The sequence below is a fragment of the Myxococcus sp. MH1 genome, assembly GCF_059738865.1.
The window spans coordinates 2,530,241-2,557,052 of record NZ_AP026947.1; the positions used below are offsets into that span (position 1 = coordinate 2,530,241).

7 protein-coding genes are annotated in these 26,812 nt (G+C 71.5%); 5 read left to right on the top strand and 2 right to left on the bottom strand.

All coding sequences use genetic code 11. The features are described 5' to 3' along the window. Positions 1 to 24 precede the first annotated feature (24 nt). The 5 genes from AC6JA9_RS10425 to AC6JA9_RS10445 are packed head-to-tail and all read left to right on the top strand — an operon-like array spanning position 25 to position 24,016. Complete coding sequence (locus tag AC6JA9_RS10425) at positions 25 to 8,046, top strand: SDR family NAD(P)-dependent oxidoreductase (RefSeq protein WP_497959600.1); 8,022 nt, start codon at positions 25 to 27, stop codon at positions 8,044 to 8,046. After that, the gene (locus AC6JA9_RS10430; RefSeq protein ID WP_497959601.1) at positions 8,043 to 18,089 is read left to right on the top strand and encodes an SDR family NAD(P)-dependent oxidoreductase; all 10,047 of its coding nucleotides are present in this window, start codon (positions 8,043 to 8,045) and stop codon (positions 18,087 to 18,089) included. The genes AC6JA9_RS10425 and AC6JA9_RS10430 overlap by 4 nt, the downstream gene beginning before the upstream one ends. An 11-nt stretch (positions 18,090 to 18,100) precedes the next feature. Next, on the top strand, positions 18,101 to 22,324 hold the full coding sequence (locus AC6JA9_RS10435; protein WP_497959602.1) for a type I polyketide synthase: 4,224 nt from the start codon (positions 18,101 to 18,103) through the stop codon (positions 22,322 to 22,324). A gap of 37 nt (positions 22,325 to 22,361) precedes the next feature. Then, positions 22,362 to 23,051, top strand: coding sequence for a DUF2071 domain-containing protein (locus AC6JA9_RS10440; protein WP_223752066.1), 690 nt, complete (start codon positions 22,362 to 22,364; stop codon positions 23,049 to 23,051). Further along, positions 23,048 to 24,016: an alpha/beta fold hydrolase gene (locus tag AC6JA9_RS10445; RefSeq protein ID WP_223752065.1), complete on the top strand. Its 969-nt coding sequence runs from the start codon at positions 23,048 to 23,050 to the stop codon at positions 24,014 to 24,016. Before AC6JA9_RS10440 ends, AC6JA9_RS10445 begins: the two co-directional genes overlap by 4 nt. 51 nt (positions 24,017 to 24,067) lie before the next feature. Here the strand turns inward: AC6JA9_RS10445 and AC6JA9_RS10450 are convergent, their stop codons facing one another. Further along, on the bottom strand, positions 24,068 to 25,906 hold the full coding sequence (locus tag AC6JA9_RS10450) for an AMP-binding protein (RefSeq protein WP_497959603.1): 1,839 nt from the start codon (positions 25,904 to 25,906) through the stop codon (positions 24,068 to 24,070). Positions 25,907 to 25,927: 21 nt separating this feature from the next. Then, entirely contained in the window at positions 25,928 to 26,734 is an 807-nt protein-coding gene (locus AC6JA9_RS10455) for an enoyl-CoA hydratase-related protein (protein WP_223785425.1), read from the bottom strand. Between the last annotated feature and the right edge of the window lie 78 nt (positions 26,735 to 26,812).

Genomic DNA, 26,812 nt, shown 5'->3' on the forward strand with positions numbered 1-26,812 from the left:
GGCGTGGGCGGAAGAGGCGTGGAGATGACGGCTGAAAGTTCGATGTCGGAGCAGGCCATCCAGGCGTGGCTCGTCGCGCGAGTCACCGCGCTGCTGGGCCTGGAGACGCTGGACCCCCAGGAGCGGCTGAGCCGCTACGGGCTGGACTCCGTGAAGGTCGTGGCCTTGATGACGGAGCTGTCCGGCGTGCTGGGCCGCCCCGTGTCGCCCCTGCTGTTCTGGCGGCACCCGTCGATTCACGCGCTGGCGGCGGCGCTGTCGGGCCGCGCGGAGACGGAGGCCCGGCCGGTGGCGACGACGTCGGCCTCGCGTCCGGTGGATGAGCCCATCGCGGTGGTGGGCCTTGCGTGCCGCATGCCGGGGGCGCCGGACGTGGCCTCGTTCTGGCGACGGCTGTGCGAGGGCTACGACGCCATGCGCGAGGTGCCGGCGGAGCGCTGGGACATCGACGCGTACCACGACACCGAGCTCCAGGCCCCGGGGAAGATGGTGGCGCGCCGGGCGTCCTTCGTGGACGGCGTGCAGGGCTTCGACCCGCTCTTCTTCGGCATCTCCCCGCGCGAGGCGGCGGAGATGGACCCGCAGCAGCGGCTGATGCTGGAGCTGGCGTGGGAGGTGTTGGAGGACGCGGGCGTGCCGGCGACGGGGCTGCGTGACTCGAGCACCGGCGTCTTCGTGGGCGCCATCTGGCACGACTACGCGGTGCTGCACCAGAACGCCTGCGCGGCCGTCACGCCGCACACCGCGACGGGACAGGCGCTCAACATCGTGGCCAACCGCATCTCCTACGCGCTGGGCCTGCGCGGGCCGAGCGTCACGCTGGACACGGCGTGCTCGTCGTCGCTGGTGGCCGCGCACCTGGCCTGTCAGAGCCTGCGTGCGGGGGAGTGCCGGCTGGCGCTGGTGGGCGGCGTCAACCTGCTGCTCGCGCCGGAGACCAGCGTGGCGCTCACCAAGTTCGGTGGGCTGTCGCCGGATGGCGCGAGCAAGGCCTTCGCCGCGGACGCCAACGGCTTCGCGCGCGGCGAGGGCGCGGGCATGGTGGCGCTGATGCCGCTGTCGACGGCGCAGGCGGCCGGTGTTCCCATCTACTGCGTCATCCGCGGTGGCGCGGTGAACAACAACGGCTTCGGCAACGGCCTGACGGCGCCCAGCGCGGCGGCCCAGGAGTCGCTGCTGCGTGACGCGTACGCGCGCGCCGGGGTGACGCCCAGCCGCGTGCACTACGTGGAGACGCACGGCCCCGGCACGGCGCTGGGCGACCCCATCGAGGCGGGGGCCCTGGGCACGGTGCTGGGCGAGGGGCGGGACGCGGAGCGCGCGCTGCTCATCGGCTCGGTGAAGACGAACATCGGTCACCTGGAGGGCGCGGCGGGCATCGCCGGTCTGCTCAAGGTGGTGCTGGCGCTGTCGCACCGCCGCGTGCCGCCCAACCTGCACTTCGACGCGCCCAATCCGCTCATCGACTTCGGGACGCTGCGCCTGAAGGTCCCCGAGCGGCTGTCGCCCTGGCCCGCGGAGGACGAGAAGGCGCTCGCGGGCGTGAGCGCCTTCGGGTGGGGCGGGACGAACTGTCACCTGGTGCTGGAGGAGGCCCCGGGCTCGCGCGCGGAGCTCCTGCCGCTGGCGGCGTCGGATGCGGCGAGCCTGCGCGCCGAGGTCGAGAAGGTGGCGGCCCGCGCGTCTGACGCCGCGTCCCTCGAGACGCTGGCGGAGCTGTGCCAGCCGTGGGCGCGCGACGTGGGCGAGGGCTCGCACCGGGTGGCCTTCACGGCCCGCTCGCGCGCCGAGCTCGTGGAAGAGGCCCGGGCCTTCCTGGCGGGACAGGAGCGCGTCGGGCTGGTGGTGGGCAGGGGGGAGCGGCCTTCGCCGCGCATCGCCTTCGTGTGCACGCCCCAGGGCTCCCAGTGGGACGGCATGGGACGCGAACTGCTGCACCGCGAGCCGGTGTTCCGTGCGAAGGTGGAGGCGCTGGACGCGGCCTTCCGGCCCCTGGCGGGCTGGTCGCTGGTGGAGGCGCTGGTGACGCCGCATCCGCGCGCCGAGGACGCGGACGTGGTGCAGCCGCTGCTCTTCGCGGTGCAGGTGGGGCTCGCGGCCTTGTGGCGCTCGTGGGGCGTGGAGCCGGAGGTGGTGGTGGGCCACAGCCTGGGCGAGGTGGTGGCCGCCTGCATCACCGGCGCGCTCGGCACCGAGGACTCCGTCTGGCTGGTGCACCACTACAGCCGGTTGCAGCAGCGCACCGCGGGCCGCAGCGGCATGGCGCTGGTGGGCCTGCCGGGCGTCGAGGTGGAGGTGCTGCTGACGCCCCTGGAGGGGCGGGTGGTGGTGGCGGGCTTCAACGACCCGTCGACGACGGTGGTGTCCGGTGAGGCGGGGGCGCTCGACGCGCTGCTCGCGGACCTGTCCTCGCACGGCGTGTTCTGCTCGCGCATCCCCGTCAACGTGGCCGCGCACAGCCCGGAGATGGACGCCATCCGAGAGGACCTGGACGCGGCCTTCGCGCGGATGAAGCCCCGGATGAGCGCTCCGCGCTGGGTGTCCACGGTGACGGGAGAGGACCTGGAGGGCGCGTCGCTGGAGGCGTCCTACTGGAGCCGCAACCTCCGTCAGCCGGTGCGCTTCACGCAGGCGGTGGAGAAGCTGGCGGCGGAGGGCATCGACACCTTCGTGGAGCTGAGCGCGCACCCGGTGATGCGTCGCTCGCTCGAGCAGGCGCTGGCCCGGACGGAGCGGAAGGCGCTGACGGTGGCCTCGATGCGGCGCGACGACGCGCGCGGGGGCCTGCTGGATGCGCTGGGCGCGCTGTACGCCTGGGGCGTGTCGGTCTGCTGGCCGGGGACGCCGACGGTGGACGGCGCGGTGCTGCTGCCGTTGTCCGCCCGGACGCCGCGGGCGCTGACGGACCTGGCGCGCTCGCTGGTGCCGCATTGCGACCCCGCGTCGTCGACGTCGCTCGCGGATATCGCCGCGACGCTGGCGCTGCACCGCTCCTCGCTGGACCAGCGACTGGCGCTCGTGGCGAGGGACCTGGCGGGCGCGCGCGAGGGACTGGAGGCCTTCCTGCGGCAGGAGCCGCGTCCGGGGCTCGTGGTGGGACAGGGGCCCGCGTCCTCGCGGACGCCCGTGGTGTTCGTGTTCCCCGGCCAGGGCTCCCAGTGGGTGGGCATGGGGCGTGAGCTGCTCCGGAGCGAGCCCGTCTTCCGCGCGGCGATGGAGGACTGCGACGCGGCGCTGAAGGCCTTCGTGGACTGGTCGCTGCTCGAGGTGCTGGCGTCGAGTGATGCGGGCTGGCTGGAGCGCATCGACGTGGTGCAGCCAGCGCTCTTCTCCATGCAGGTGGGGCTCGCGCGGCTGTGGCGCTCGTGGGGCATCACCCCGGACGCGGTGGTGGGGCACAGCATGGGCGAGGTGGCCGCGGCGCACGTGGCCGGCGCCCTGACGCTGGAGGACGCGGCGCGCATCATCTGCCGCCGCAGCCGGCTGCTCCTTCGCACCAGCGGCCAGGGCGCCATGGCGGTGACGGAGCTGTCGCTCGACGAGGCGCGCGAGGTGCTGCGCGGCGTGGAGGACCGGCTCTCGGTGGCCGCGAGCAACAGCCCTCGCTCCACGGTGCTCTCCGGAGACCCCCAGGCGCTCCAGCAGGTGATGGAGACGCTGACGCAGCGTCAGGTCTTCTGCCGGCCGGTGAAGGTCAACGTGGCCTCGCACAGCCCGCAGATGGAGCCGCTGCGCGCGGAGTTGTTGGAGCTGCTCGACGGGCTCTCCCCGCGCGCGAGCGAGGTGGCGCTGCACTCGACGGTGCTCGGGCGCGTGGCGGAGGGGACGGAGCTGACGCCCGCGTACTGGGTGCGCAACCTGAGAGAGCCGGTGCTGCTGTCGCAGGTGGTGGAGTCCCTGGTGGCCGCGGGCCACGGGCTGTTCGTCGAGGTGAGCGCGCACCCGGTGCTGCTGCCCTCCATCGAGCAGACGCTCGCGCACCTGGGCAAGCCGGGCACGGTGCTGCCGACCTTGCGGCGCGAGCAGCCCGAGCGGGTGGTGATGCTGGAGTCGCTCGGCCGCCTCTACACCGAGGGGCGCGAGGTCTCCTGGCGCGCGGTGACACCCGCGGAGGGCCGTCAGGTGTCGCTGCCCACGTACCCGTGGCAGCGGGACCGGTACTGGTTCCAGCCGGGCGCGGCGGGGGCTTCGAGGAGCGCGGGACAGGGACACGCGGTGCTCGGGGTGTCGCGCCGCTCCTCGCTCCGGCCCGGGGCGCGGTTCTGGGACGTGGATGTGGCGGTGGAGAAGCTGCCGTACCTGAAGGACCACCGCGTGCAGGGCACCGTGGTGCTCCCGGCGGCGGCCTATCTGGACTGGGCGCTGGCCGCGGCGCGCGAGGGACTGGGCGAGGGGACGTGGGCCCTGGAGGACGTGCGCATCGACGAGGCGCTGGCGCTGCCCGAGGAGGGCTCGCGGCCGACCCAGCTCGTGCTGACGTCGGAGTCGGCGCAGGGCGCGTCGTTCAAGGTCTCCAGCTTCGTGCCCGTGTCGGGCGAGAGCGCGGAGGTGTGGACGGTGCACGCGTCCGGCACCGTGAGACCGCTGGCCATGGAGGCCACGCCGCCCGCTGTGTCGTTGGACGAGGTGCGACGTCGGTGCACGCAGGTCCGCGAGGGCTCCGCGCACTACGGCGAGATGGAGGAGCGCGGCCTGAGCTACGGCCCGACGTTCCAGGGGCTGCGCGAGGTGTGGCGTCGCGACGGTGAGGCGCTGGGGCGGCTGGAGGTGCCCGAGGCGCTGGGCGCCGTGCGAGGGCTGCACCCGGCGATGCTCGACGCGAGCCTGCAGGTGCTCCTGGAGGCGTTCCCGTCGGGAGGTGGCACCCACGTCCCGGTGCGCGTGCGCCGCTTCGCGGTGAGTCGCGCGGGCACGCCGGTGCGTTGGGCACACGCTCGCCTGTCGGAGCCCGCGGCAGGGGAGACGACTCGGCAGGGAGACGTGTGGCTCCTCGATGCGGAGGGCCTGCCGGTCGCCGAGGTGCGCGGCATGGTGCTGGCGCCCCTGGCGGGACAGCGGGACGCGCGTCTGGTGGCCCAGGACCGGGCGCTGTTCGAGATGGCGTGGCACCGCGTGGACGCGCCCGCGACGTCGCCGTCCGCCGAGGCGCCGTGGCTCGTGCTGATGGATGGCCAGGGGCATGGCGCCGCGCTCGTGAGCCAGCTCGAAGCGCGGGGCGGCACGTGCGTGAAGGTCGAGGCGGGGGCGGAGTTCCGCAAGCTCGGCGCCCGGCACTTCGCGGTGGCCCCCGGTTCGCGCGAGCACTTCCAGCGGCTGCTGACCGAGGCCTTCTCCGAGGGTGAGTCGTGCGGAGGCGTGGTGTACCTCTGGGCGCTCGAGGCCTCCGAGGTGGAGGTGTCCGGAGCGCGCGCCAGTGACGAGGCCGAGCGGCTGTGCGGCGGCGCGCTGCATCTGGTGCAGGAGCTGACCCGGGCGGGTTGGCGGACGGCGCCCCGGCTGTGGCTCGTGACGAAGGGCGCGCAGGCCGTGGGCGGAGAGCCCCGGGTGAACGCGGTGCAGGGCTCGCTGTGGGGCCTGGGCCGCGTGGTGTCGCACGAGCACCCGGAGCTGCGGTGCACCTGTGTCGATGTCGAGGCGCTGTCCCCGGACGCGGCGGCCTCGCTGCTGGCGGAGGAGGTGCTCGCGGGCGCGAAGGACGAGCAGGTCGCGCTGCGCACCCAGGGACGGCACGCGGCGCGACTGGCGCGGCGTCTCCCGGTGGATGCGTCGCGCGAGTCCGCCGAGCCGAGGCTCCCCGTCGAGGGACGGGCCTTCCGCGTGGAGATTCCCACGCCCGGTGTGCTGGACCGGCTGGTGGCGCGGGTGGCCGAGCGACGTCGTCCTGGCCAGGGCGAGGTGGAGGTCCAGGTGGAGGCGGCGGCCCTCAACTTCATCGACGTGATGAAGGCGATGGGCATCTATCCGGGCCTGCCTCCCGGGCCCGTCTCGCTGGGCGGTGAGTGCGCGGGCCGCGTGGTGTCCGTGGGTGAGGGCGTCACGGGGCTCTCTGTCGGACAGCGCGTGGTGGCGGTGGCCGGAGGCAGCCTGGGCTCGCACGTCATCGCGGACGCGCGCTTCGTGCGCCCGTGCCCCGAGGGCATGAGCGCCGAGGACGTGTCCACCGTGCCGCTCGTCTTCATGACGGCGTGGTACGCGCTGGAGCACCTGGGGCGGCTCCAGAAGGGGGAGCGAGTCCTCATCCACTCCGCGGCGGGCGGACTGGGACTCGCGGCGGTGCAGGTGGCCCAGGCCCGGGGCGCTGAAATCTTCGCCACCGCGGGCACGCCCGAGAAGCGCGAGTTCCTGCGCACCCTCGGCATCGCCCATGTCATGGACTCGCGCACGCTGGCCTTCGCCGACGAGGTGAAGCGCCTGACGAACGGCGAGGGCGTGGACGTGGTGCTCAACTCGCTCTCCGGTGACGCGATTCCGCGCGGCCTGGAGCTGCTCGGTCCGGAGGGGCGCTTCCTGGAGGTCGGCAAGCGCGACATCTACGACGGCCGCGCGCTGGAGCTCACGCCGTTCCGCAAGAGCATCTCGTACACGGCCATCGACCTGGCGGGACTCCAGGAGCGCAAGCCCGTGTTGTTCGCGCGGCTGCTCCAGGAGGTGATGGAGCAGGTGGAGTCGGGCGCGCTGCGGCCGCTGCCGTACCAGCGCTTCCCTGTCTCGCGGGTGGCGGACGCCTTCCGCGAGATGGCGCAGGGTCGGCACACCGGCAAGCTCGTCATCGGCATGGAGGACCCCACGCTGAAGGTGGCCCCCGCGCGCTCGGGCTTCCGCGTGCGAGCGGACGGCACGTATCTGGTGACGGGTGGTCTGGGCGGACTGGGCCTCTCCGCGGCGAAGTGGCTGGTGGAGCACGGCGCGCGGAACCTCCTCCTGATGGGTCGCTCGTCTCCGTCGGAGACCGCGCGCAAGACGCTGACGGAGCTGGAGACGCAGGGCGCGCGAGTCGTCGTGGCCCAGGCCGACGTCGCGGACGCGGAGCAGCTGCGCGCCGCGCTGGCCAGGACGCGTGACGGAGCGCTGCCGCCCCTGCGCGGCGTGCTGCACTGCGCGGGCGTGCTGGAGGACGCCACCCTGGCGCGACTGACGCCGTCGCACCTGCGCACGGTGATGGCGCCCAAGGTGCGTGGCGCGTGGAACCTGCACGAGCTGACGCGAGGCGAGGTCCTGGACTTCTTCGTCCTCTATTCGTCCGTGGCGTCGCTGCTGGGCCTGCCGGGCCAGGGCAACTACGCGGCGGCGAACGCGGCGATGGACTCGCTGGCGCATCACCGGCGCGCGGTGGGGCTGCCCGCGACGAGCGTCAACTGGGGTCCGTTCTCCGACGTGGGCCTGGCCGCCGCGCAGTCCAACCGCGGCGAGCGCCTGGCGTACCAGGGCATGGCGAGCTTCGTCGCACGTGAAGGAGAGGAGCTGCTCCAGCGGCTGCTCGACGAGGGCGCCACGCAGGCCGCCGCGGTGCGCCTGGACGTGCGCCAGTGGCTGGAGTTCTTCCCGTCCGTGGCGCCGCTGCGCGTCTGGTCCGAGCTGAGCGCGGAGGGACGCGGTGAGGTGGCCCGTCCCGGCTCGGACTTCCTGGGCACGCTGAAGCAGGCGGAGCCGGGCGCGCGCCTGGAGCTGTTGGAATCACACCTGCGCGAGCGGATTGCCCAGGTTCTGCGACTGGAGCCCTCGCGCTTGGGCCGGGCGGACCCGTTCCGGGCGCTGGGCCTGGACTCGCTGATGAGCCTGGAGCTTCGCAACCGTGTCGAGGCGTCCCTGGGGCTCAAGCTCTCCGCGACGCTCCTGTGGACGCACTCCACGCTCGGCGCGCTGAGCGTCCACCTGCTCGAAAGACTCGAGCTCGCGCCGGTGTGCGAGCCCTCAACCCCTTCGCCGTCGAAGGCGAACCAGGAGCGTCCATCCGACGAGTCCGCCGCGGAGCTCGCGGCCCTCTCGGATGAGCACCTGCTGGACCTCTTCGACGATGCGCTGACCGCGCTGGAGAACGAATCGTGAGTGACGCGACCAAGGAGAACGAACTGAAGCAGCGCATGGCTCGCGCCGTGCTCGCGATGCAGAAGGTGCAGGCGAAGCTCGACACGCTCGAGAAGGCGCGCACCGAGCCCATCGCCATCGTCGGCATGGGGTGCCGCTTCCCGGGGGGCGCGGACTCGCCCGAGGCCTACTGGAAGCTGCTCGACGAGGGCCGGGACGCCGTGCGCCGTGAGCCGGCGTCGCGCCGCACGGACGCCGACACGGGCACGCCGCGCTGGGGCGGGTACCTGGACGAGGTGGACGGCTTCGACGCGGACTTCTTCGGCATCTCCCCGCGCGAGGCGGCGAGCCTGGACCCGCAGCAGCGGCTCCTGTTGGAGGTGAGCTGGGAGGCGCTGGAGGACGCGGGGCAGAACCCGGAGAAGCTCCTGGGCTCGTCCACGGGCGTCTTCGTGGGCATCACCGGCAACGACTATGAGCGCGTGCTGCCCATGGGCGCGGACCAGCTCGACGCGTACTACATCACGGGCAACGGGCACTGCTTCCCGCCCGGTCGCATCTCCTACGTGCTGGGCCTCCAGGGGCCGAGCCTCGCGGTGGACACGGCGTGCTCGTCGTCGCTCGTCGCGGTGCATCTGGCCTGTCAGAGCCTGCGGCTGGGCGAGTGCAACCTGGCGCTCGCGGGCGGCGTCAACCTCATCCTGGACTCGCTCAGCACGGAGATGATTGCCCGCACGCAGTCGCTGTCTCCGAACGGGCGGTGCAGCACCTTCGATGCGTGGGCCAACGGCTTCGTGCGCGGTGAGGGCTGCGGCGTCATCGTGCTCAAGCGCCTGTCGGACGCGCAGGCGGACGGGGACACCATCCTCGCCGTGGTGCGGGGCTCGGCCATCAACCAGGATGGCCGCTCGACGGGGCTGACGGCGCCGAACGTGCTCGCGCAGCAGGCGCTCCTGCGCCAGGCGCTGGCGAACGCGCGCGTGGAGCCCTCGGCCATCGGCTACATCGAGGCGCACGGCACGGGCACGTCGCTGGGTGACCCCATCGAGGTGGAGGCCCTGGCCGACGTGGTGGGCGCGCCGAGGGCGGATGGGAGCCAGTGCGCGCTGGCGTCCGTGAAGACGAACATGGGCCACCTGGAGTCCGCGGCGGGCATCGCGGGCCTGATGAAGGTGGTGCTGTCGATGCGCAACGAGCGCATCCCCAAGCACCTGAACTTCACCCGGCTCAACCCGCGCATCCGCATGGACGGCACGGCCTTCGTCATCCCGGCGGAGAGCGCGCTGCCGTGGGCCCGCTCGCAGAAGCCGAGGCTCGCGGGCGTCAGCTCGTTCGGCATGAGCGGGACCAACGCGCACGTCGTGCTGGAGGAGGCGCCCGTGCGCGCGGTGCCTTCGGCGGCGCCGAGCCGGCCCCCCTCGAACCTGCTGCTCCTGACGGCGAAGTCGGAGGACGCGCTCGCCGAGCAGGTCCGCCAGTACGCGAGCCACCTGTCCGCGCACCCGGAGCTGGACGCGGCGGACGTGTGCTTCACCGCGAACACCACGCGAGCACGCTTTGCTCACCGTCTGGCGGTGGTGGGCGGCTCGACGCAGGCGCTGGCCGAGGCGCTGCAGGGCTTCTCGAAGGGGGACGTCTCGGACGCCGTGGCCTCGGCGGAGGCCGCGCCCCAGGCCCCGCGGGTGGCCTTCCTGTTCACGGGGCAGGGCAGCCAGTACGTGGGCATGGGCCGCGAGCTGTACGCGACGTCGCCCGTGTTCCGTGAGGCGCTGGACCGGTGCGCCGCGCTGCTGAAGCCCCGCATGGAGCTGCTGTCGGTGCTCTTCCCGGCGGAGGGCGCGACGTCGCCCATCGACCAGACGGAGTACAGCCAGCCGGCGCTGTTCGCGCTGGAGTACGCGCTGGCGCAGGTGTGGAAGAGCTGGGGCGTGGTGCCGCACGCGGTGATGGGTCACAGCGTGGGCGAGTTCGCCGCCGCCGTCGTCGCGGGCCACCTGTCCCTGGAGGATGGCCTCGCGCTCATCGCGGAGCGCGGCCGGCTGATGCAGGCGCTGCCCTCGGGAGGCGCGATGCTCAGCGTCTTCGCCACCGAGGCCCAGGTGCAGCCGCTGCTGGAGCCGCACCGGGGCCAGGTGTCGCTGGCCTGCCTGAACGCTCCTGGCCAGGTGGTGTTGTCCGGCGCGGGAGAGGTGATTGCGCGGCTCGACCAGGAGCTCCAGGCGAAGGGCGTGCGCACCAAGGCGCTCGTCGTCTCGCACGCGTTCCACTCGCCGCTGATGGACCCGATGCTGGAGGCGCTGGAGTCCCAGGCGGCTCGCGTCAAGGTGCTGCCGGGGACGATTCCGCTCGTGTCGAACGTGACGGGCCGGCCCGTGGGCGCTGGCGAGCTGGGGGCGCCGGGGTACTGGCGTCGCCACGCGCGTGAGGCCGTGCGCTTCCAGGAGGGCATGGAGTCGCTGCGCGAGCTGGGCATCGACGTGTTCGTCGAGGTGGGGCCCACGGCCACGCTGCTGGGCCTGGGACGCGCGTGTCTGGGAGAGCAGCCGGCGTGGATTGCCTCGCTGCGCAAGGGGCGTCCCGACGCGGAGCAGCTGCTCGGCGCGCTGGGACGGCTGTTCCTCCGGGGCCAGGATGTGAACTGGCGCGCGGTGGACGCGGAGCCCTCGCGACAGAAGGTGGCCCTGCCCACCTACCCGTGGCGTCGTCAGCGTCACTGGCCGTCGGAGGCGCCTCGCCTCGCGACGGGGCGCTCCGAAAGCGCCACGGTGCACGGCGCGGTGACGGAGCTGGACGCGGGCTCGCTCTTCCAGGTGCGTTGGGAGGAGTCGACGGCGAGCGGGCAGGGCGTCCCGGGTGCCTGGATGCTGCTGTGCGACCAGGGCGGCGTGGGTGAGGCGCTGGCCGCGCGCTTCGAGCAGCAGGGCGTTCCGCACGTGAAGGTCTACGCGGGGGCCGCCTCCGCTCCGGGGGCCCTGGCCGTGGACCCCGCGGACGGCGTGGCGCTGGCGAAGCTGTGGAAGGAGGCCTTCCCGGCGAACCTGCCGCGCGCGGGCGTGGTGCACCTGTGGGGCCTGGATGCGTCGGGCGTGGAGTCGCCGGGCGCGCTGAGGACCAGCACCCGGGAGCGCTGCATCAGCGTGGTCTCCGCGCTGCGGGCGCTCGAGTCCTCGTCGGAGCTGACCGGCCGACTGTGGGTGGTGACGCGCGGGGCCTGCGCGGTGGAGTCCTCGGAGGTCGACCCGTCGCAGGCGCTCTTGTGGGGGCTGGGCCGCGTGGCGGCGCTGGAGCATCCGGAGCGCTGGGGCGGGCTGGTGGACGTGGAGAAGGCGGAGGGCGAGCCGCTGGCGGACGTCCTCATGCGCGGTGCGGGTGAGGGCGAGGAGCAGGTCGCGCTCCGGAACGGGCGTCGGTTCGTCCCCCGGCTGGAGTCGAAGCCGCTCCCCGCGGCGAAGGCCACGACGCTGGCCTCGGCGGCGACGTACCTCGTCACGGGCGGCCAGGGAGAGCTCGGGCTGCAGGTGGCGCGCTGGATGGTGAAGCAGGGTGCGCGGCACCTGGTGCTCACGGCGCGCAGCGCCTTCCCCGAGCGCTCCGAGTGGGAGGCCCTGGAGGCTCGTGGTGGTGACGTGGCCGTGCGCATCGCGGCGGTGAGGGAGATGGAGGCCGCGGGAGCGACGGTGGTGCTCGCGCGCGCGGACGTCTCCCGTCGTGAGCAGATGGTGGCGCTGCTGGAGAACGTGCGCGCGACGATGCCCGCGCTCAAGGGCGTGGTCCACGCGGCGGGTGTCTCCACGCACGCGCGGCTGCGGGAGCTGGATGCCTCCGCGCTGGATGCCGTGCTGGCGCCGAAGGTCGAGGGCGCGTGGCACCTGCATGCGCTGACGCAAGGGGACTCGCTGGACTTCTTCGTCCTCTTCTCGTCCATCTCGGCGGTCTGGGGCTCGGTGGGCTCCGGACACTACGCGGCGGGCAATGCGTTCCTGGATGCGCTCGCGCAGCACCGGCGCGCACAGGGGCTTGTCGCGACGAGCATCAACTGGGGCCCGTGGGCGGGCCGGGGCATGGCGTCGCCGGATGCGCAGCGGTGGCTCGCGAACATGGGCGTGGACTCCCTGGAGACCGAGGAGGGGGTCGCGTGGTTCGAGCGGCTGCTCGGCGCGGACGTCACGCAGGCCACGGTGGCGCGCGTGCGGTGGGAGCGCTTCAAGCCCATCTATGAAGCCCGTGGTCCTCGGCCGTTCCTGGCGGCGCTGGGGACGAAGGCCGTGGAGACCGCCGCCGCGCCGATGGCGCCCACCGCGCCCATGCTGGGGCGGGACGAGCTGGAGGCGGCGGTGCGCCAGCAGGTCGCGGGGGTACTCGGGCTGGACCCGAAGCGGCCGATTCCCGCGGGACGCGGCTTCGCGGACCTGGGGATGGACTCGCTGATGGCGGTGGAGCTGAAGGAGCGGCTCCAGCGCGTGGTGGGGCAGTCGTTGCCGGCGACGCTGGCCTTCAATCATCCCAATGTGCAGGCGCTCACCGAGCACCTGCTGAGCCTCGTGGAGGAGAAGAAGCCTCGCGCGGAGGCCCCCAAGGCCGTCGCTCGCACGGACGAGCCCATCGCCATCATCGGCATGGCTTGCCGCTTCCCGGGGGACGCGAACACGCCCGAGGCGTACTGGCGCCTGTTGCGCGACGGCGTGGATGCCACCTCGGAGGTGCCGGCGGACCGCTGGGATGTGGATGCGCTGTTCGACTCGGACCCGGAGGCGCCGGGGAAGATGTACATGCGCAAGGGCGGCTTCCTGCGCGACGTGGCGGGCTTCGAGCCGCAGTTCTTCGGCATCTCCCCGCGCGAGGCCGAGAGCATGGACCCGCAGCAGCGGCTGTTGCTGGAGGTCGGCTGGGAGGCGTTGGAGCGCTCGGGAATCAACGCGGACTCGCTGCGAGAGACGAACACGGGCGTCTTCGTGGGCGTCACCGCGTCGGATTACTCGCGCGTCATCCTCAATCAGGACGCGGCGGCGGTGGATGCGTACTTCGCCTCGGGCACCTCGCTGAACGTGGTCGCTGGTCGCCTGTCGTTCGCGCTCGGGCTGCACGGTCCGAGCATGGCGGTGGACACGGCGTGCTCGTCGTCGCTGGTGGCGCTGCACCTGGCCTGCCAGAGCCTGCGCAACGGTGAGTCCACGCTCGCGCTGTCGGGCGGCGTGAACCTCATCCTCACGCCCGAGGCCACGCTGTCCATCTGCAAGGCGCACATGCTCTCGCCGGAGGGTCGGTGCAAGACGTTCGACGCCTCGGCCGACGGGTTCGCGCGCGGCGAGGGTTGCGGCGTGCTGGTGCTGAAGCGGTTGTCGGACGCGGTGGCGGACGGGAACGAAGTGCTGGCGGTGATTCGCGGCACGGCGGTGAACCACGACGGCCCGAGCAGCGGGCTGACGGTGCCGAACGGGCTGGCGCAGCAGGCGGTGATTCGCCAGGCGCTGGAGAACGGGGGAGTGAAGGCGACGGAGGTCAGCTACCTGGAGGCGCACGGGACAGGGACGTCGCTGGGAGACCCGATTGAAGTGGACGCGATGTGGGGAGCGCTGGGGGAGGGACGGAGCGGGGAGTCGCTGTGGCTGGGCTCGGCGAAGACGAACCTGGGGCACCTGGAGTCGGCGGCGGGAGTGGCGGCGGTGATGAAGGTGGTGCTGTCGCTGAAGAACAAGCAGTTGCCGCCACACCTGCACTTCAAGACGCCGAACCCGCACATCGGCTGGGACCAGATGGCGGTGGAGGTGCCGACGAAGCTGACGCAGTGGGACCCGAAGCAGGGACGCCGTCTGGCCGGTGTCAGCTCGTTCGGCTTCAGCGGAACCAACGCGCACGTGGTCATCGAGGAGGCTCCGGCTCCGCGTGAGCTGCCCGCCTTCCAGGAGCGCCCGAAGCACGTGCTGGTGCTGAGTGCGAGGAGCGCGAGCGCGCTGGAGGAGCAGGCGAAGCAGTACGCGGGAGCGCTGGGCGAGGCCGCGGTGGGAGACGTGTGCTTCACGGCGTCGGTGGGAAGGACGCACCTGGAGCAGAGGCTCGCGGTGGTGGGTGCTTCAGCGGAGGAGCTGAAGACGAAGCTGGAACGCACCGTGGCGGGAGAGTCCGTGGCCGGAGTGGTGAAAGGCCAGGCGGTGGGGAAGGAGAAGAGGAAGGTGGCCTTCCTCTTCACGGGCCAGGGAAGCCAGTACGTGGGGATGGGAGAGGAGTTGTACCGGACGCAGCCTGCCTTCAAGGAAGCGCTGGAGGAGTGCGCGAAGGTGCTGGAGGGGGTGCTGGAGAAGCCGCTGCTGGAGGTGATGTTCGGCCAGGGCAGCGAGCTGGACGAGACGAGGTACACGCAGCCGGCGCTGTTCGCGGTGGAGTACGCGCTGTGGAGGATGTGGAGGAGTTGGGGAGTGGAGGCGGACGCGGTGCTGGGGCACAGCGTGGGGGAGTACGTGGCGGCGGTGGTGGCCGGCGTCATGGGAGTGGAGGACGCGCTGAAGCTGGTGGCGGAGCGAGGCCGGCTGATGCAGGCGCTGGGGGGGGAGGGGGAGATGGTGGCGGTGGAGGCACCGGAGGAGTGGATTGCGGAGGCGGTGAAGGGACTGGAGGCGAGCGTCTCGATTGCGGCAAGGAACGGCCCGAAGCAGTGGGTGGTGGCGGGGTTGAAGGAGGGAGTGAAGGAGGCGGAGCGTCGGCTGGGGGAGAAGGGCGCGAAGACGAAGAAGCTGAAGGTGTCGCATGCGTTCCACTCGCCGCAGATGGAGCCGATGCTGGACGCCTTCGAAGCGCGGGTGGGTGCGGTGAAGTTGGAAGCCCCGAAGCGGGTGCTGATTTCGAATGTGAGCGGGAAGAAGGCGGGGGCGGAGGTGGCGAGCGCGAAGTACTGGCGCACGCACGTGAGGGAGGCGGTGCGCTTCGCGGAGGGGATGGAGGCGCTGAGGAAGGAGGGGGTGGGAATCTTCCTGGAGGTGGGCCCCGCGCCGGTGTTGGTGGGGATGGGGAGGCAGACGCTGGAGGAGGAGGGGCTGGAGTGGGTGGCGAGTTTGAGGAAGGGGAAGGGGGAGTGGGAGACGGCGCTGGAGGCGCTGGGGGCGCTGTACGTGAAGGGAGTGGAGGTGGCGTGGAGCGAGTACGAGAAGCCGTACGCGCGCCGCGCCGTGTCCCTGCCCACCTACCCGTTCCAGCGTCAGCGCTACTGGTGGACCCGCGAGCCGCGGGGACAGAGCGCGCTGCTCGCGCCGCGTGAGGCTCGGGCCATCAAGCCGCACCTCGGGACCCGGCTGTACTCACCCGCGTTCGACGACATCATCTACAGCACGACGCTCGGGGCGTTCCGTCCGGCGTACCTCGATGACCACCGTCTCTACGGCACGGTCGTCACGCCGGCGGCCTCTCACCTCTCGATGGTCCTCTCGGCCGTCGTGGAGACCTTCGGTCCCCAGGCCTGCACGCTGGAGAACCTCACGTTCCACCAGGCGCTGGTGCTCGCGGACGACGAGCTGCGCCCGCTCCAGCTCATCTTCTCGCCGCACGCGGAGGGCTACTCCCTCAAGCTGATGACGCAGGGCGAGTCCGGTGAATGGGTGCTGCACGGCACCGGTGAGCTGCGAGTGGACCCGTCGCGGGTCTCCACGCCGAGGACGCTGCCCGCGCGCGAGGCCGTGCTGGCGCGCTGCACCGAGTCGCGCTCGGGAGACGACTTCTACAAGTTCTTCCGAGCCATGGGCTACACGCTGGGCCCGAGCTTCCGCTGGATTGGTCCCTTCCAGCGCAGCCAGGACGAGGCGTTCGGCCAGATGCAGCAGCCGGAGCTGCCGGACTCCCCGGACAACTACCAGCTGTATCCGGGCCTCATCGACTCGTGCTTCCAGATGCTCGCCAACTGGATGGTGAGCGACGCGACGAGCCTGGCCGACGCGCTGGCGATTCCGTTCAGTGTCTCGAAGCTCAACTTCTTCCGCCGTCCGCAGGGCGCGCTGTGGTGCTACGCGAAGTCCACCGCGGGCGAGCGGGCCATCACGGAAGAAATCCTCAGCGGCGACGTGCAGCTCTTCGACGAGCACGGCCCGGTGGCGGAGATTCTCGGCTTCCACGCGCGTCGCGCCAGCCGTGAGGTCCTCCAGGCCAGCACGCACAAGAAGTCCGAGGAGCGCATCTACGAGGTGGCGTGGACCCCCGAGCCCCTGCCGCCCGCGCCGCTGCCCCAGGCCGAGTCCCACCCGTGGCTGCTGTTGCTGGACGCGCAAGGCGTCGGCGAGCAGCTGGCCACGCGGCTGGAGGAGCGCGGAGCCTCCGTCATCCGCGTGCGTCCTGGCGCTGGATTCCGGAACACGGCCCCGAAGCGCTTCGAGGTCGACGCGAGCGCTCCGGCCGACTTCACCCGACTGCTGCGCGAGGCCCTGAATGGAGCCTCGTGCGCGGGCGCTGTCTACCTGTGGGGCCTGGACCAGACCTCCTCCGAGGAGACTCGGTCCGCCGAGGCCCTGCATCAGGCGACGCTCCAGGCCACAGCGGGAGCGCTGCACCTGACGCAGGCGCTCGTGGCCAGCGGCACGCAGTCGCCGCTGTGGCTCGTCACGCAGGGCGCGCAGCCCGCCGATGGCGTGGCGGTGTCCTCGCCCGTGCAGGCGTCACTGTGGGGCCTGGGCCGGGTCATCGACCTGGAGCACGGTGAGCTGCGCTGCGGCCGCATCGACCTGGACCCTCGGGACGTGAAGGGCAGCGTGTCCTCGCTGCTCACCGAGCTGCTGCGCTCCAGCGACTCTCCGGGAGTCGAGGTGGCCCTCCGTCGGGAGCGGCGCCTGCGTCCCCAGCTCCAGCGGGCGAAGGGTGGCGCGGAGGTCACCTCCGTCCGCGCGGACGGCACGTACCTGATCACGGGAGGTCTGGGCGCGCTCGGCCTGTCGATGGCGCGGTGGCTGGTGGAGCGCGGCGCGCGTCACCTGGTCCTCGTGGGACGACGTGAGCCCACGGCGGAGGCTCGCGCGGTGCTCGCGGAGCTGGAGCAGGCGGGGGCGAGCGTCACGGTGGCCTCGGCGGATGTGGCGCGTGAGGCGGACGTCGCGGCGCTGCTGGCGCGCATCGACGCGGGGGCGGTGCCGCTGCTCGGCATCTTCCACGCGGCGGGCATCGTCGAGGACGGAGCACTGGTGCAGCAGGACGCCCAGCGCTTCGAGCGGGTGATGGCGCCCAAGGTGGCGGGTGCGTGGAACCTCCACCGCCTCACGGAGACCCGGCCGCTGGAGCACTTCGTCCTCTTCTCGTCGGCCGCGGCGCTGCTCGGCTCTCCGGGACAGAGTGGCTACGCGGCGGCGAACGCCTTCCTCGATGCGCTGGCGCACGTCCGTCGTTCCCGCGGGTTGCCCGCGCTGTCGCTGGACTGGGGCCCGTGGGCCGAGGTGGGCATGGCCACGGACGCGCAGGTGGCCAAGGCGTTGGAGCGCCGGGGCATCCGCGCGCTGCCGACGGCGCAGGGCCTGGAGCTGTTGGGCAAGGCGCTGGGGCACTCGCAGGCGCAGCTCGGGCTCATGCACATCCGGTGGCCGGCGTACCTGGAGGGCCTCGGACGACTGGGGCGCTCGGGCTTCTACGCGGCGGTGGCGCCGGCGCGGAAGGAAGAGTCTCGCGCGGCCGTGGCGACGACGAAGAAGCAGTGGTTGGCGGAGCTGCAGGGCGCGCTGCCGCACGAGCGGCGAGAGGTGCTCGTCCGCAGGCTCCAGGAGGCGGTGGGGCGCGTGCTCCGCCTGGACGTGGCGGGAGGAGTCGATTGGGGCCAGGGCTTCACGGACCTGGGCATGGACTCGCTGATGGCCATCGAGCTGCGCAACGCCCTGCAGGACGGGCTGGGGCACTCGCTGCCTTCGACCATCGCGATGAACCACCCCAATGTGGACTTCCTCGCCGACCACCTCATCGAGGCTGTCTTGAAGTTCAACGACGAGAGGAAGCCCGCCCCGGCGCGTGAGGTGCCGGGCGAGGGCGAGCTCGAGGTGGGCCTCGACGCACTCTCCGACGCGGAGCTGGCCCGTCTGGCGCTCGCGGACCTGGCAACGGATTCCTGAGGAATATCGAGATGACGACCGAGGACATCAACTACCGGCAGATCGTGCAGCAGCAGCTCGTGAAGATTCGCAAGCTGGAGGCCCGGCTGGAGAAGGCCGAGTCGACGCCCCGCGTGGAGCCCATCGCCATCGTCGGAATGGCGTGCCGCTTCCCGGGTGGCGTCACCACGCCGGAGGCGTACTGGGAGCTGTTGCGAGACGGCGTGGACGCCACGATGGAGGTGCCGGCGAACCGCTGGGATGTGGACGCGCTCTATGACCCGAAGCCGCAGGTGCCGGGGAAGATCAACACCCGCCGGGGTGGCTTCCTGAAGGACGTGGACCAGTTCGACGCCCAGTTCTTCGGCATCTCCCCGCGCGAGGCCGCGGCGATGGACCCGCAGCAGCGGCTGTTGCTGGAGGTCGGCTGGGAGGCGCTGGAGCGAGCGGGGTATCCAGTGGAGCGCCGGGGCCGGCAGCGCGTGGGCGTCTTCGTGGGCGTGATGAACACGGACTACAGCCAGCGCATGCTCGCGAACGCGGACCTGTCGCAGCTGGACCCGTACTTCGGCACGGCGAAGGGTGCGTGCTTCAGCGCGGGCCGCCTGTCGTACGCGCTGGGCTTCCAGGGCCCGAGCATGGCGGTGGACACGGCGTGCTCGTCGTCACTGGTGGCGATGCACCTGGCCATCCAGAGCCTGCGCCTGGGCGAGTGCCCCGTGGCGCTCGCGGGCGGTGTGAACCTCATCCTCTCCCCGGAAGTGAGCGTCTACCTGGCGAGCAGCGGCGCACTGTCTCCCGAGGGTCGCTGCAAGACGTTCGATGCCTCGGCGGATGGTTATGCGCGCGGCGAGGGCTGCGGCGTGCTGGTGCTGAAGCGGCTGTCGGACGCGGTGGCGGACGGGAACGAAGTGCTGGCGGTGATTCGCGGGACGGCGGTGAACCACGACGGTCCGAGCAGCGGGCTGACGGTGCCGAACGGGATGGCGCAGCAGGCGGTGATACGCCAGGCGCTGGAGAACGGAGGGGTGAAGGCGACGGAGGTCAGCTACCTGGAGGCGCACGGGACGGGGACGTCGCTGGGAGACCCGATTGAAGTGGACGCGATGTGGGGAGCGCTGGGTGAGGGGCGAAGCGGGGAGTCGCTGTGGCTGGGCTCGGCGAAGACGAACCTGGGACACCTGGAGTCGGCGGCGGGAGTGGCGGCGGTGATGAAGGTGGTGCTGTCGCTGAAGAACAAGCAGTTGCCGCCGCACCTGCACTTCAAGACGCCGAACCCGCACATCGGCTGGGACCAGATGGCGGTGGAGGTGCCGACGAAGCTGACGCAGTGGGAGCCCAAGCAGACGCGCCGGCTCGCCGGTGTCAGCTCCTTCGGTCTGAGCGGGACGAACGCGCACGTCATTCTGGAAGAGGCGCCCCCGAGGGCGGAGCCCGTCCAGAAGCAGGACGTGGTCGAGCGCCCGAAGCACGTGCTGGTGCTGAGTGCGAGGAGCGCGAGCGCGCTGGAGGAGCAGGCGAAGCAGTACGCGGGAGCGCTGGGCGAGGCTGCGGTGGGAGACGTGTGCTTCACGGCGTCGGTGGGCAGGACGCACCTGGAGCAGCGGCTCGCGGTGGTGGGCGCCAGCGCGGAAGAGCTGAAGGCGAAGTTGGAGCGAGTGGTGGCGGGAGAGTCCGTGGCGGGAGTGGTGAAGGGGCAGGCGGTGGGGAAGGAGAAGAGGAAGGTGGCCTTCCTCTTCACGGGCCAGGGAAGCCAGTACGTGGGGATGGGAGAGGAGCTGTACCGGACGCAGCCGGCCTTCAAGGAAGCGCTGGAGGAGTGCGCGAAGGTGCTGGAGGGGGTGCTGGAGAAGCCGCTGCTGGAGGTGATGTTCGGCCAGGGCAGCGAGCTGGACGAGACGAGGTACACGCAGCCGGCGCTGTTCGCGGTGGAGTACGCGCTGTGGAGGATGTGGAGGAGTTGGGGAGTGGAGGCGGACGCGGTGCTGGGGCACAGCGTGGGGGAGTACGTGGCGGCGGTGGTGGCCGGCGTCATGGGAGTGGAGGACGCGCTGAAGCTGGTGGCGGAGCGAGGCCGGCTGATGCAGGCGCTGGGGGGGGAGGGGGAGATGGTGGCGGTGGAGGCACCGGAGGAGTGGATTGCGGAGGCGGTGAAGGGACTGGAGGCGAGCGTCTCGATTGCGGCAAGGAACGGCCCGAAGCAGTGGGTGGTGGCGGGGTTGAAGGAGGGAGTGAAGGAGGCGGAGCGTCGGCTGGGGGAGAAGGGCGCGAAGACGAAGAAGCTGAAGGTGTCGCACGCGTTCCACTCGCCGCAGATGGAGCCGATGCTGGACGCCTTCGAAGCGCGGGTGGGTGCGGTGAAGTTGGAAGCCCCGAAGCGGGTGCTGATTTCGAATGTGAGCGGGAAGAAGGCGGGGGCGGAGGTGGCGAGCGCGAAGTACTGGCGCACGCACGTGAGGGAGGCGGTGCGCTTCGCGGAGGGGATGGAGGCGCTGAGGAAGGAGGGGGTGGGAATCTTCCTGGAGGTGGGCCCCGCGCCGGTGTTGGTGGGGATGGGGAGGCAGACGCTGGAGGAGGAGGGGCTGGAGTGGGTGGCGAGTCTGAGGAAGGGGAAGGGGGAGTGGGAGACGGCGCTGGAGGCGCTGGGGGCGCTGTACGTGAAGGGGGTGGAGGTGGCGTGGAGCGAGTACGAGAAGCCGTACGCGCGCCGCACCGTGTCCCTGCCCACCTACCCGTTCCAGCGGCGTCGCCACTGGCACGCCGAGCCCGTGCCCCAGCCGCGCGTGTCGTCGCCGTCCACCTCGTCGTCCGTGGTCCGCGTGGCCTCGCAGCTCCAGGCCTCGAGCGAGCTGGGCAGCGTGGGCGTGGCGGACGTGTACTCCGACTTCGGCCGCTCCTTCGAGCGCTTCAACACGCGAGGCCAGGAGCTGTACCTGCACTGGGCTCCGCTGCGTGAGGTGCCCAAGGGCTTCTCGTGGCTCAAGGTCTTCTACCCCGACCTCTTCCCCGAGGACGACCACGTCCACTTCGAGCACGTCTACGGCGAGGCGCTGCGCGAGCTGCGCTCCGTCACGTACCGCGCGGTGGACTTCTCCTCCATCCGGCGGGTGCTCGACATCGGCTGCGGCTACGCGTCGGACCTCATCGACCTGGCGAAGAACCACGCCCACCTCAAGCTGGACGGCTACAACATCACGCTCGCGCAGGTGGAGGCGGGCGGCAAAAAGGTGAAGGAGCGCGGCCTCCAGGACCGCGTGCGCCTGTTCAACCGCGACAGCTCGAAGGACGAGTTCCCGGACCAGTACGAGCTCATCCAGGCGTTCCAGGTCATCCATCACATCGAGGACAAGCGCGGCGTGCTGGCCAACATCCAGCGGCACCTGGCCAACGGAGGCCTGTTGGTCGCGTCGGACATCGTCTCCACGGTGGACGAGACGCTGCGCCACGAGGAGTCCGAGGCGCACCTGCTGCCGCGCAAGGAGTGGGCGCAGCTCTTCGCCGAGGCGGGGCTGCGCATCATCGGCTGCGTGGACCTGAGCCGCGAAATCAGCAACTTCTTCGATGACCGCGAGTACGACGCGTCCATGGCGCGGCTCAAGCAGAACATCACCGCCGCCGAGAGCGCCTTCATCGTGGGCCCGCACATGCTGGGCAAGCTGCTGGGCACGGGGCTCGCGCAGTACCTGGTGCTCACGCTCCAAAAGGAGCCCTTCCTCAGCCGCGACGTCCTGCTCTCCATGAACCAGCGCTACCTGGACGCGCCCCAGGCCTACGCGGACATCGTGGCCCACGCGGACGCGGAAGGTCGCTTCCCGCTCGAGGCGCCGCGCTCGGCCAGCACCGCCGCCGCCGTGCGCTCCGCGCAGTCCACGGGCGGCCTGTCGCTGTCCGCGGACCCGGCGCAGGCCCGGGGGCAGCTCAAGTCGTTCCTCGAGGAGCGCATCCGCAAGGTCCTACAGCTCGCGAAGGAGGACACCGTGGCGTTCGACTCGACGTTCATCTCGCTGGGCTTCGACTCCTTCACGGGCCTGCAGCTCAAGAACGTGCTGGAGAAGGAGCTGGGCGTGTCGCTGCCCATGTCCCAGCTCTTCGAGGACCTCAGCCTGGACGCGCACGTGGACCGGATGCTCGCGAGCGTGAAGCGCGCCGCGCCCGCCGCCGAGCCACAGCCGGCCGCAACCGAGCCCACCCTGGACGTGGACGCCATGTCCGAGGACGAGGTCAACGCCCGGCTCCAGGCCCTGCTCAAGTCCTAGTCGTCATCCCGCTTCCACTCCTTCCAAGGAAAGAACCATGAGCCTCAAAGACCTCCCCATCACCCTCGCCGGCAAGCTGCACGACATCGAAATCGTCCACTTCACCGTGGACCTGGAGGAGATGAAGCAGCACATCCCCTCGCAGCTGAAGGTGCGCTCGGTGGGCGGCAAGTCCGTCGTGTCCCTGGTGAACGTGACGCCGCACCGCATGGGGCCCCAGTTCCTGCCCCCCGTCATGCGCCCCACGTATCAGGCGTTCCTCTTCCGCACGCTGCTGGAGGACGCCGAGTACAACGAGGAGAAGAAGGACAAGGGCCTGTACTTCACCGCGGTGCGCTCGCCCAGCTTCATGGCGCGCACGGGCCTGAAGCTCTTCACCGACATCGTCATCGAGTCCTGTGTCACCACGCGCACCGGCAACCGCGTGGACCTGCGCACCGGCGACCGCTTCGTGCGCTACGAGCTGGATGACCACGCCCCGGTGACGGCGGACCCCGAAATCGAGGACATCGCCAACACGTTGGACCGCGCCTACACCGTCAACGCGGACGGCGTGGTGCGCCGCGTGGTCATCGAGCGCTACCGCTGGCCGCTCAAGCAGGTGGCCTGCAAGGACTTCGCGACCAACTTCTTCAAGTCCGCCGAGCCGCGCGCTTGCTACAAGGTGACGGAGATCATCGACTACATCTGGAAGCCCTTCGAGGTCATCGCGAGGCCCCGGGCGTGAGCGGCCCGCTGCCCTACTCGGGGTCCGAGTACTGGAAGAACTACCTGCTGCGCTGGTACGGCGGCGAGGAGACGCTGCGGCAGTGGACGCGGCACGTGCGGGAGAGCACGTACCGCGGACAGCACCGCACGCACGCGCTGGACATCTACCCGGGAGCCAGTCCCGAGCGGCCCGTCATCATCCTGGTGCCGGGCTCGGTGTCCTACGGGCGGCTCTTCGCCTACCCGGCGCTGCTGCTGCGCGAGCTGGGCTACAACGTCATCACCTTCGACTTCGAGGGCTGTGGCCTGGACCGTCAGGGCCTGGGCGACTACACGCTCGAGGCGCACGTGAAGAACCTGGTGGACGTCATCCAGCGCGCGCGCCAGGAGTTCAAGGGACCCGTCGTCACCTTCGGCCTGAGCTTCGGCGGCATGACGTCGTATCTCGCCGCCGAGCGCACGCCGGTGGACGTCATGGCCTGGTACGCCTGCGTGGACCCGAGCGACCGCGAGTTCATCCAGACGGAGTTCAGCCCCGGCAAGGCCATGCCGCTGGTGGTGAGCCTCTTCCGGGGGCTCGCGAAGCTGATGCCGAAGGTGCGCGTGCCGGTGAAGGCGTTCCTCCAGTACTCGCGGCTGTCGGACTCGGCCGACTTCAACGACGCCTACGGCAAGGACCCGCTGGTGGGGGGAAGCTGCACGCTGAGGGCGATGGTCAGCGTGATGTCCGACTACCGGAAGAGCGTTCCGTTCGGCGCCGCGCGGTTCCCGTTCCTGGTCATGCATGACCGGCAGGACCGGATGTTCCCCATGAAGTACAGCCGCAAGACGTACGAGCAGCTCGGGGACATCCCCAAGGCGTACGTGGAGCTGGCGGGGCAGGGCCACTGGCCCACGTCGCCCGAGGGGATGAAGGCGCTCATCGCCCCGCTCGACACCTTCCTCCAGGGCCTGCCCCTGGGCGCGAGGGCCGTGGGCACCTGACGCCCGCGGGAGGCCGAGGCCGGGGGCGTACATGCACCCGGCCTCGGTGTCTCACGCCAGGACGAGCACGCGAGCGCCGGGCTCGGAGGCGAACAGCTCCCGCACCAGTCCCGCGCGGTTCTCCCGGACGACGCGCTGGTTGATGGAGCCCTTGTCCGTCAGCTCGTGCGTGTCGAAGGACGGAGGCTCGGCCACCAGCAGCAGCCGGCGGATGGCGTGGGACGAGCCCGGGAAGGCGCGGTTGTGGCCCTCGAGCGACTCGCGCAGCCGGTTCAGCACGTCCTCGCGCGCGTGCGGCGGCGTGTCAGCCGGCGCGGGGCCGAGCAGGGCGGTGATGGCGTTGGGGTTGAGCCAGGCCATGACGCCGACGGCCTCTTCCCCGAGCCCGCAGATGACGCAGTCGGAGAGCAGCGGCGCGGCGGTGGTCAGCACCTGCTGCCTCAGGGCGCTCGCGGCCACGCGGGTGCCGGTGTTGAGCTTGAAGTCCTCGGCCAGTCGCCCCGCGAAGACGAGCCCCGCCTCGGGCCGCGCCGGGTCCAGGAAGCGCACCGCGTCGCCCAGCTCGTAGAAGCCCTCCTCGTCGAAGCCCTGTCGTCCCGTGGGCTCGGCGTCGTGTCCCGGCGTCACCGTGGGGCCCTTCACGCGCAGGGCGTGGCGGTCATCGGTGGGCACCAGCTTGAGCTGCACGCCGGGCAGGGGCAGGCCGACGAGGCCCGTCTCGTCGGTGGTCCAGTGCACCTGGGTGATGCACTGGGTCTCGGTGGCGCCGTAGATGGTGGTGAAGGGGATGCGGTGGCCCACCGTCCTCACCGCGAGCGCCTGCAGCTCGTTGGCGACGGGGGTGGGCAGGGCGGCGCCGCCGTAGGCCATCGTCTCCAGTCGGCGGAAGAAGGCCTGGCACAGCTCGGCGTCGGTGCGCAGCGCGTCCACGAGCATGCGGAACGCCACGGGGACGGAGGAGAACTCCGTGGGGGACACGCTCTTGATGTTGGCGATGGTCTTCTCGAAGAGGCCGGGCATGGGCCGGCCCTCGTCGAGGTAGACGGTGGCTCCGCGCAGGAGGTTGTGGTTGAAGCCGATGTTGCCGCCGCCCACGTGGCTCCAGGGCATCCAGTCGAGGATGACGGGCGCGGGGCGGTCCGAGGCGGGCATCTCCAGCGCCGCCCAGCTCGCGAGCTGGTGACACATCATCCCTTGAGTCTGCGCCACACAGCGGGGCTGCGCGGTGGAGCCGGAGGTGAACATCCACTTGGCCACGGTGTCGTGGTGGATGCGCTCGATGGAGTCGTCCACGGCGGACGTGGGCTGTGTGTCCAGCCACGAGGACAGCCGCGAGTGACGGGGCGCAGTGGGAGTGCCCGTGGCGGTGACGACCTCCACGTCGGAGAGGTCCAGGGCCTGGAGGGCCTTGGCGAAGCGGTCCGCGTCATCGGTGTAGACGATGGCGGGCCGGCACACGGCGAAGGCGTGGCGCAGCTTGCCGTGGTCCGCGCTCCAGAGTGAGAAGGGCACGCTGATGGGGGCCACGGGGACGCGGGCCATCATGGCCCCGAGCATCACCACGGCGAATTCGATGGAGCTGCCGGAGAGGATCATCACCGAGCGGCCCTCGGGCAGCGCGCGCGAGAGCAGGCCCTGCGCGAAGGCGCGCGCCTGCCGGTGGACGTCCGCGTACGTGTGCTGTCGCCACGAGCCCTCCGGCGCGCGCTGCGCCAGGAAGACGCGGTCGGGGATGGCGCGGGCCTGCCGGGCGAGGACGTGGACGATGCTGCGCTCGACGTTCTCGTACGAGTAGCCGCTCTCGAGCAGCAGCGAGCCATCCGGGCGGGACTGGACGCGCACGCTGGGGCCGCGCATGGCGAGGGGACGGTAGGGAGTGTTCGTCGTCATGGGTGTGGGCTCCAGGGGCTCTCAGCGACCGACGAAGCGCGCGGGGCGCTTCTCCAGGAATGCGCGGGGACCCTCGACGGCGTCCTGCGTCTGGTAGATGGGCTCGGCGATTTCGAGCTCCCGGCGCAGGGCGTCCTCGAGCGGCAGGCCCAGGCACTCGCGCACGGAGCGGCGGATGAGGCGCACGGCGACGGGGCCGTTGGCGGCGATCTGCTCGGCGAGCTGGAAGGCGGTGGGGAGCAGCTCCGCGCGCGACACGACGCGGTTGAGGAAGCCGAGCTCGAAGGCGCGGGAGGCGGGGATGAGCGCGCCGGTGAGGAGCATCTCCATCGCGTGGGCCTGGGGGAGCTGCCGGGGCAGCCGCACCGTGGAGCCGCCCGCGGGGAACAGGCCCCACTTCACCTCCTGGAGGCCGAACGAGGCCTCGTGACAGGCCACGCGCAGGTCGGTGGCCTGGGCCAGCTCCATGCCGCCGGCCACGGCGTGGCCGTTGATGGCTGCGATGACGGGCTTCTCGCAGTCGAAGTCGCGCAGGATGGCCTTCCACCCGAAGCTGCGGTCTGCGACGAGCGCCTCCTCGAAGCGGTCCTGCGGCTTGCGCGCGCCGGAGAGCAGCGGAATGGTCTTCACCAGGTCCGCGCCGGCGCAGAAGGCCTTCTCGCCCGCGCCGGTGACGATGCCCACGCGCAGGTGCTCATCCCGACGCAGCCGCTCCCAGGCCTCGGCCAGCTCATAGGCCATCTGCGCGTCGATGGCGTTGCGCGCCTCCGGCCTGTCCAGGGTGATGAGCGCCACATGGCCTTGCACGTCGAAGCGGACTGTCGCCATTCGGGATTCCTTGCACGAGGATGAGTCCCGAAGACTAGCTTCTCTCGCAGTGAAGTCGTGCGGCATGAGCGCACGAAT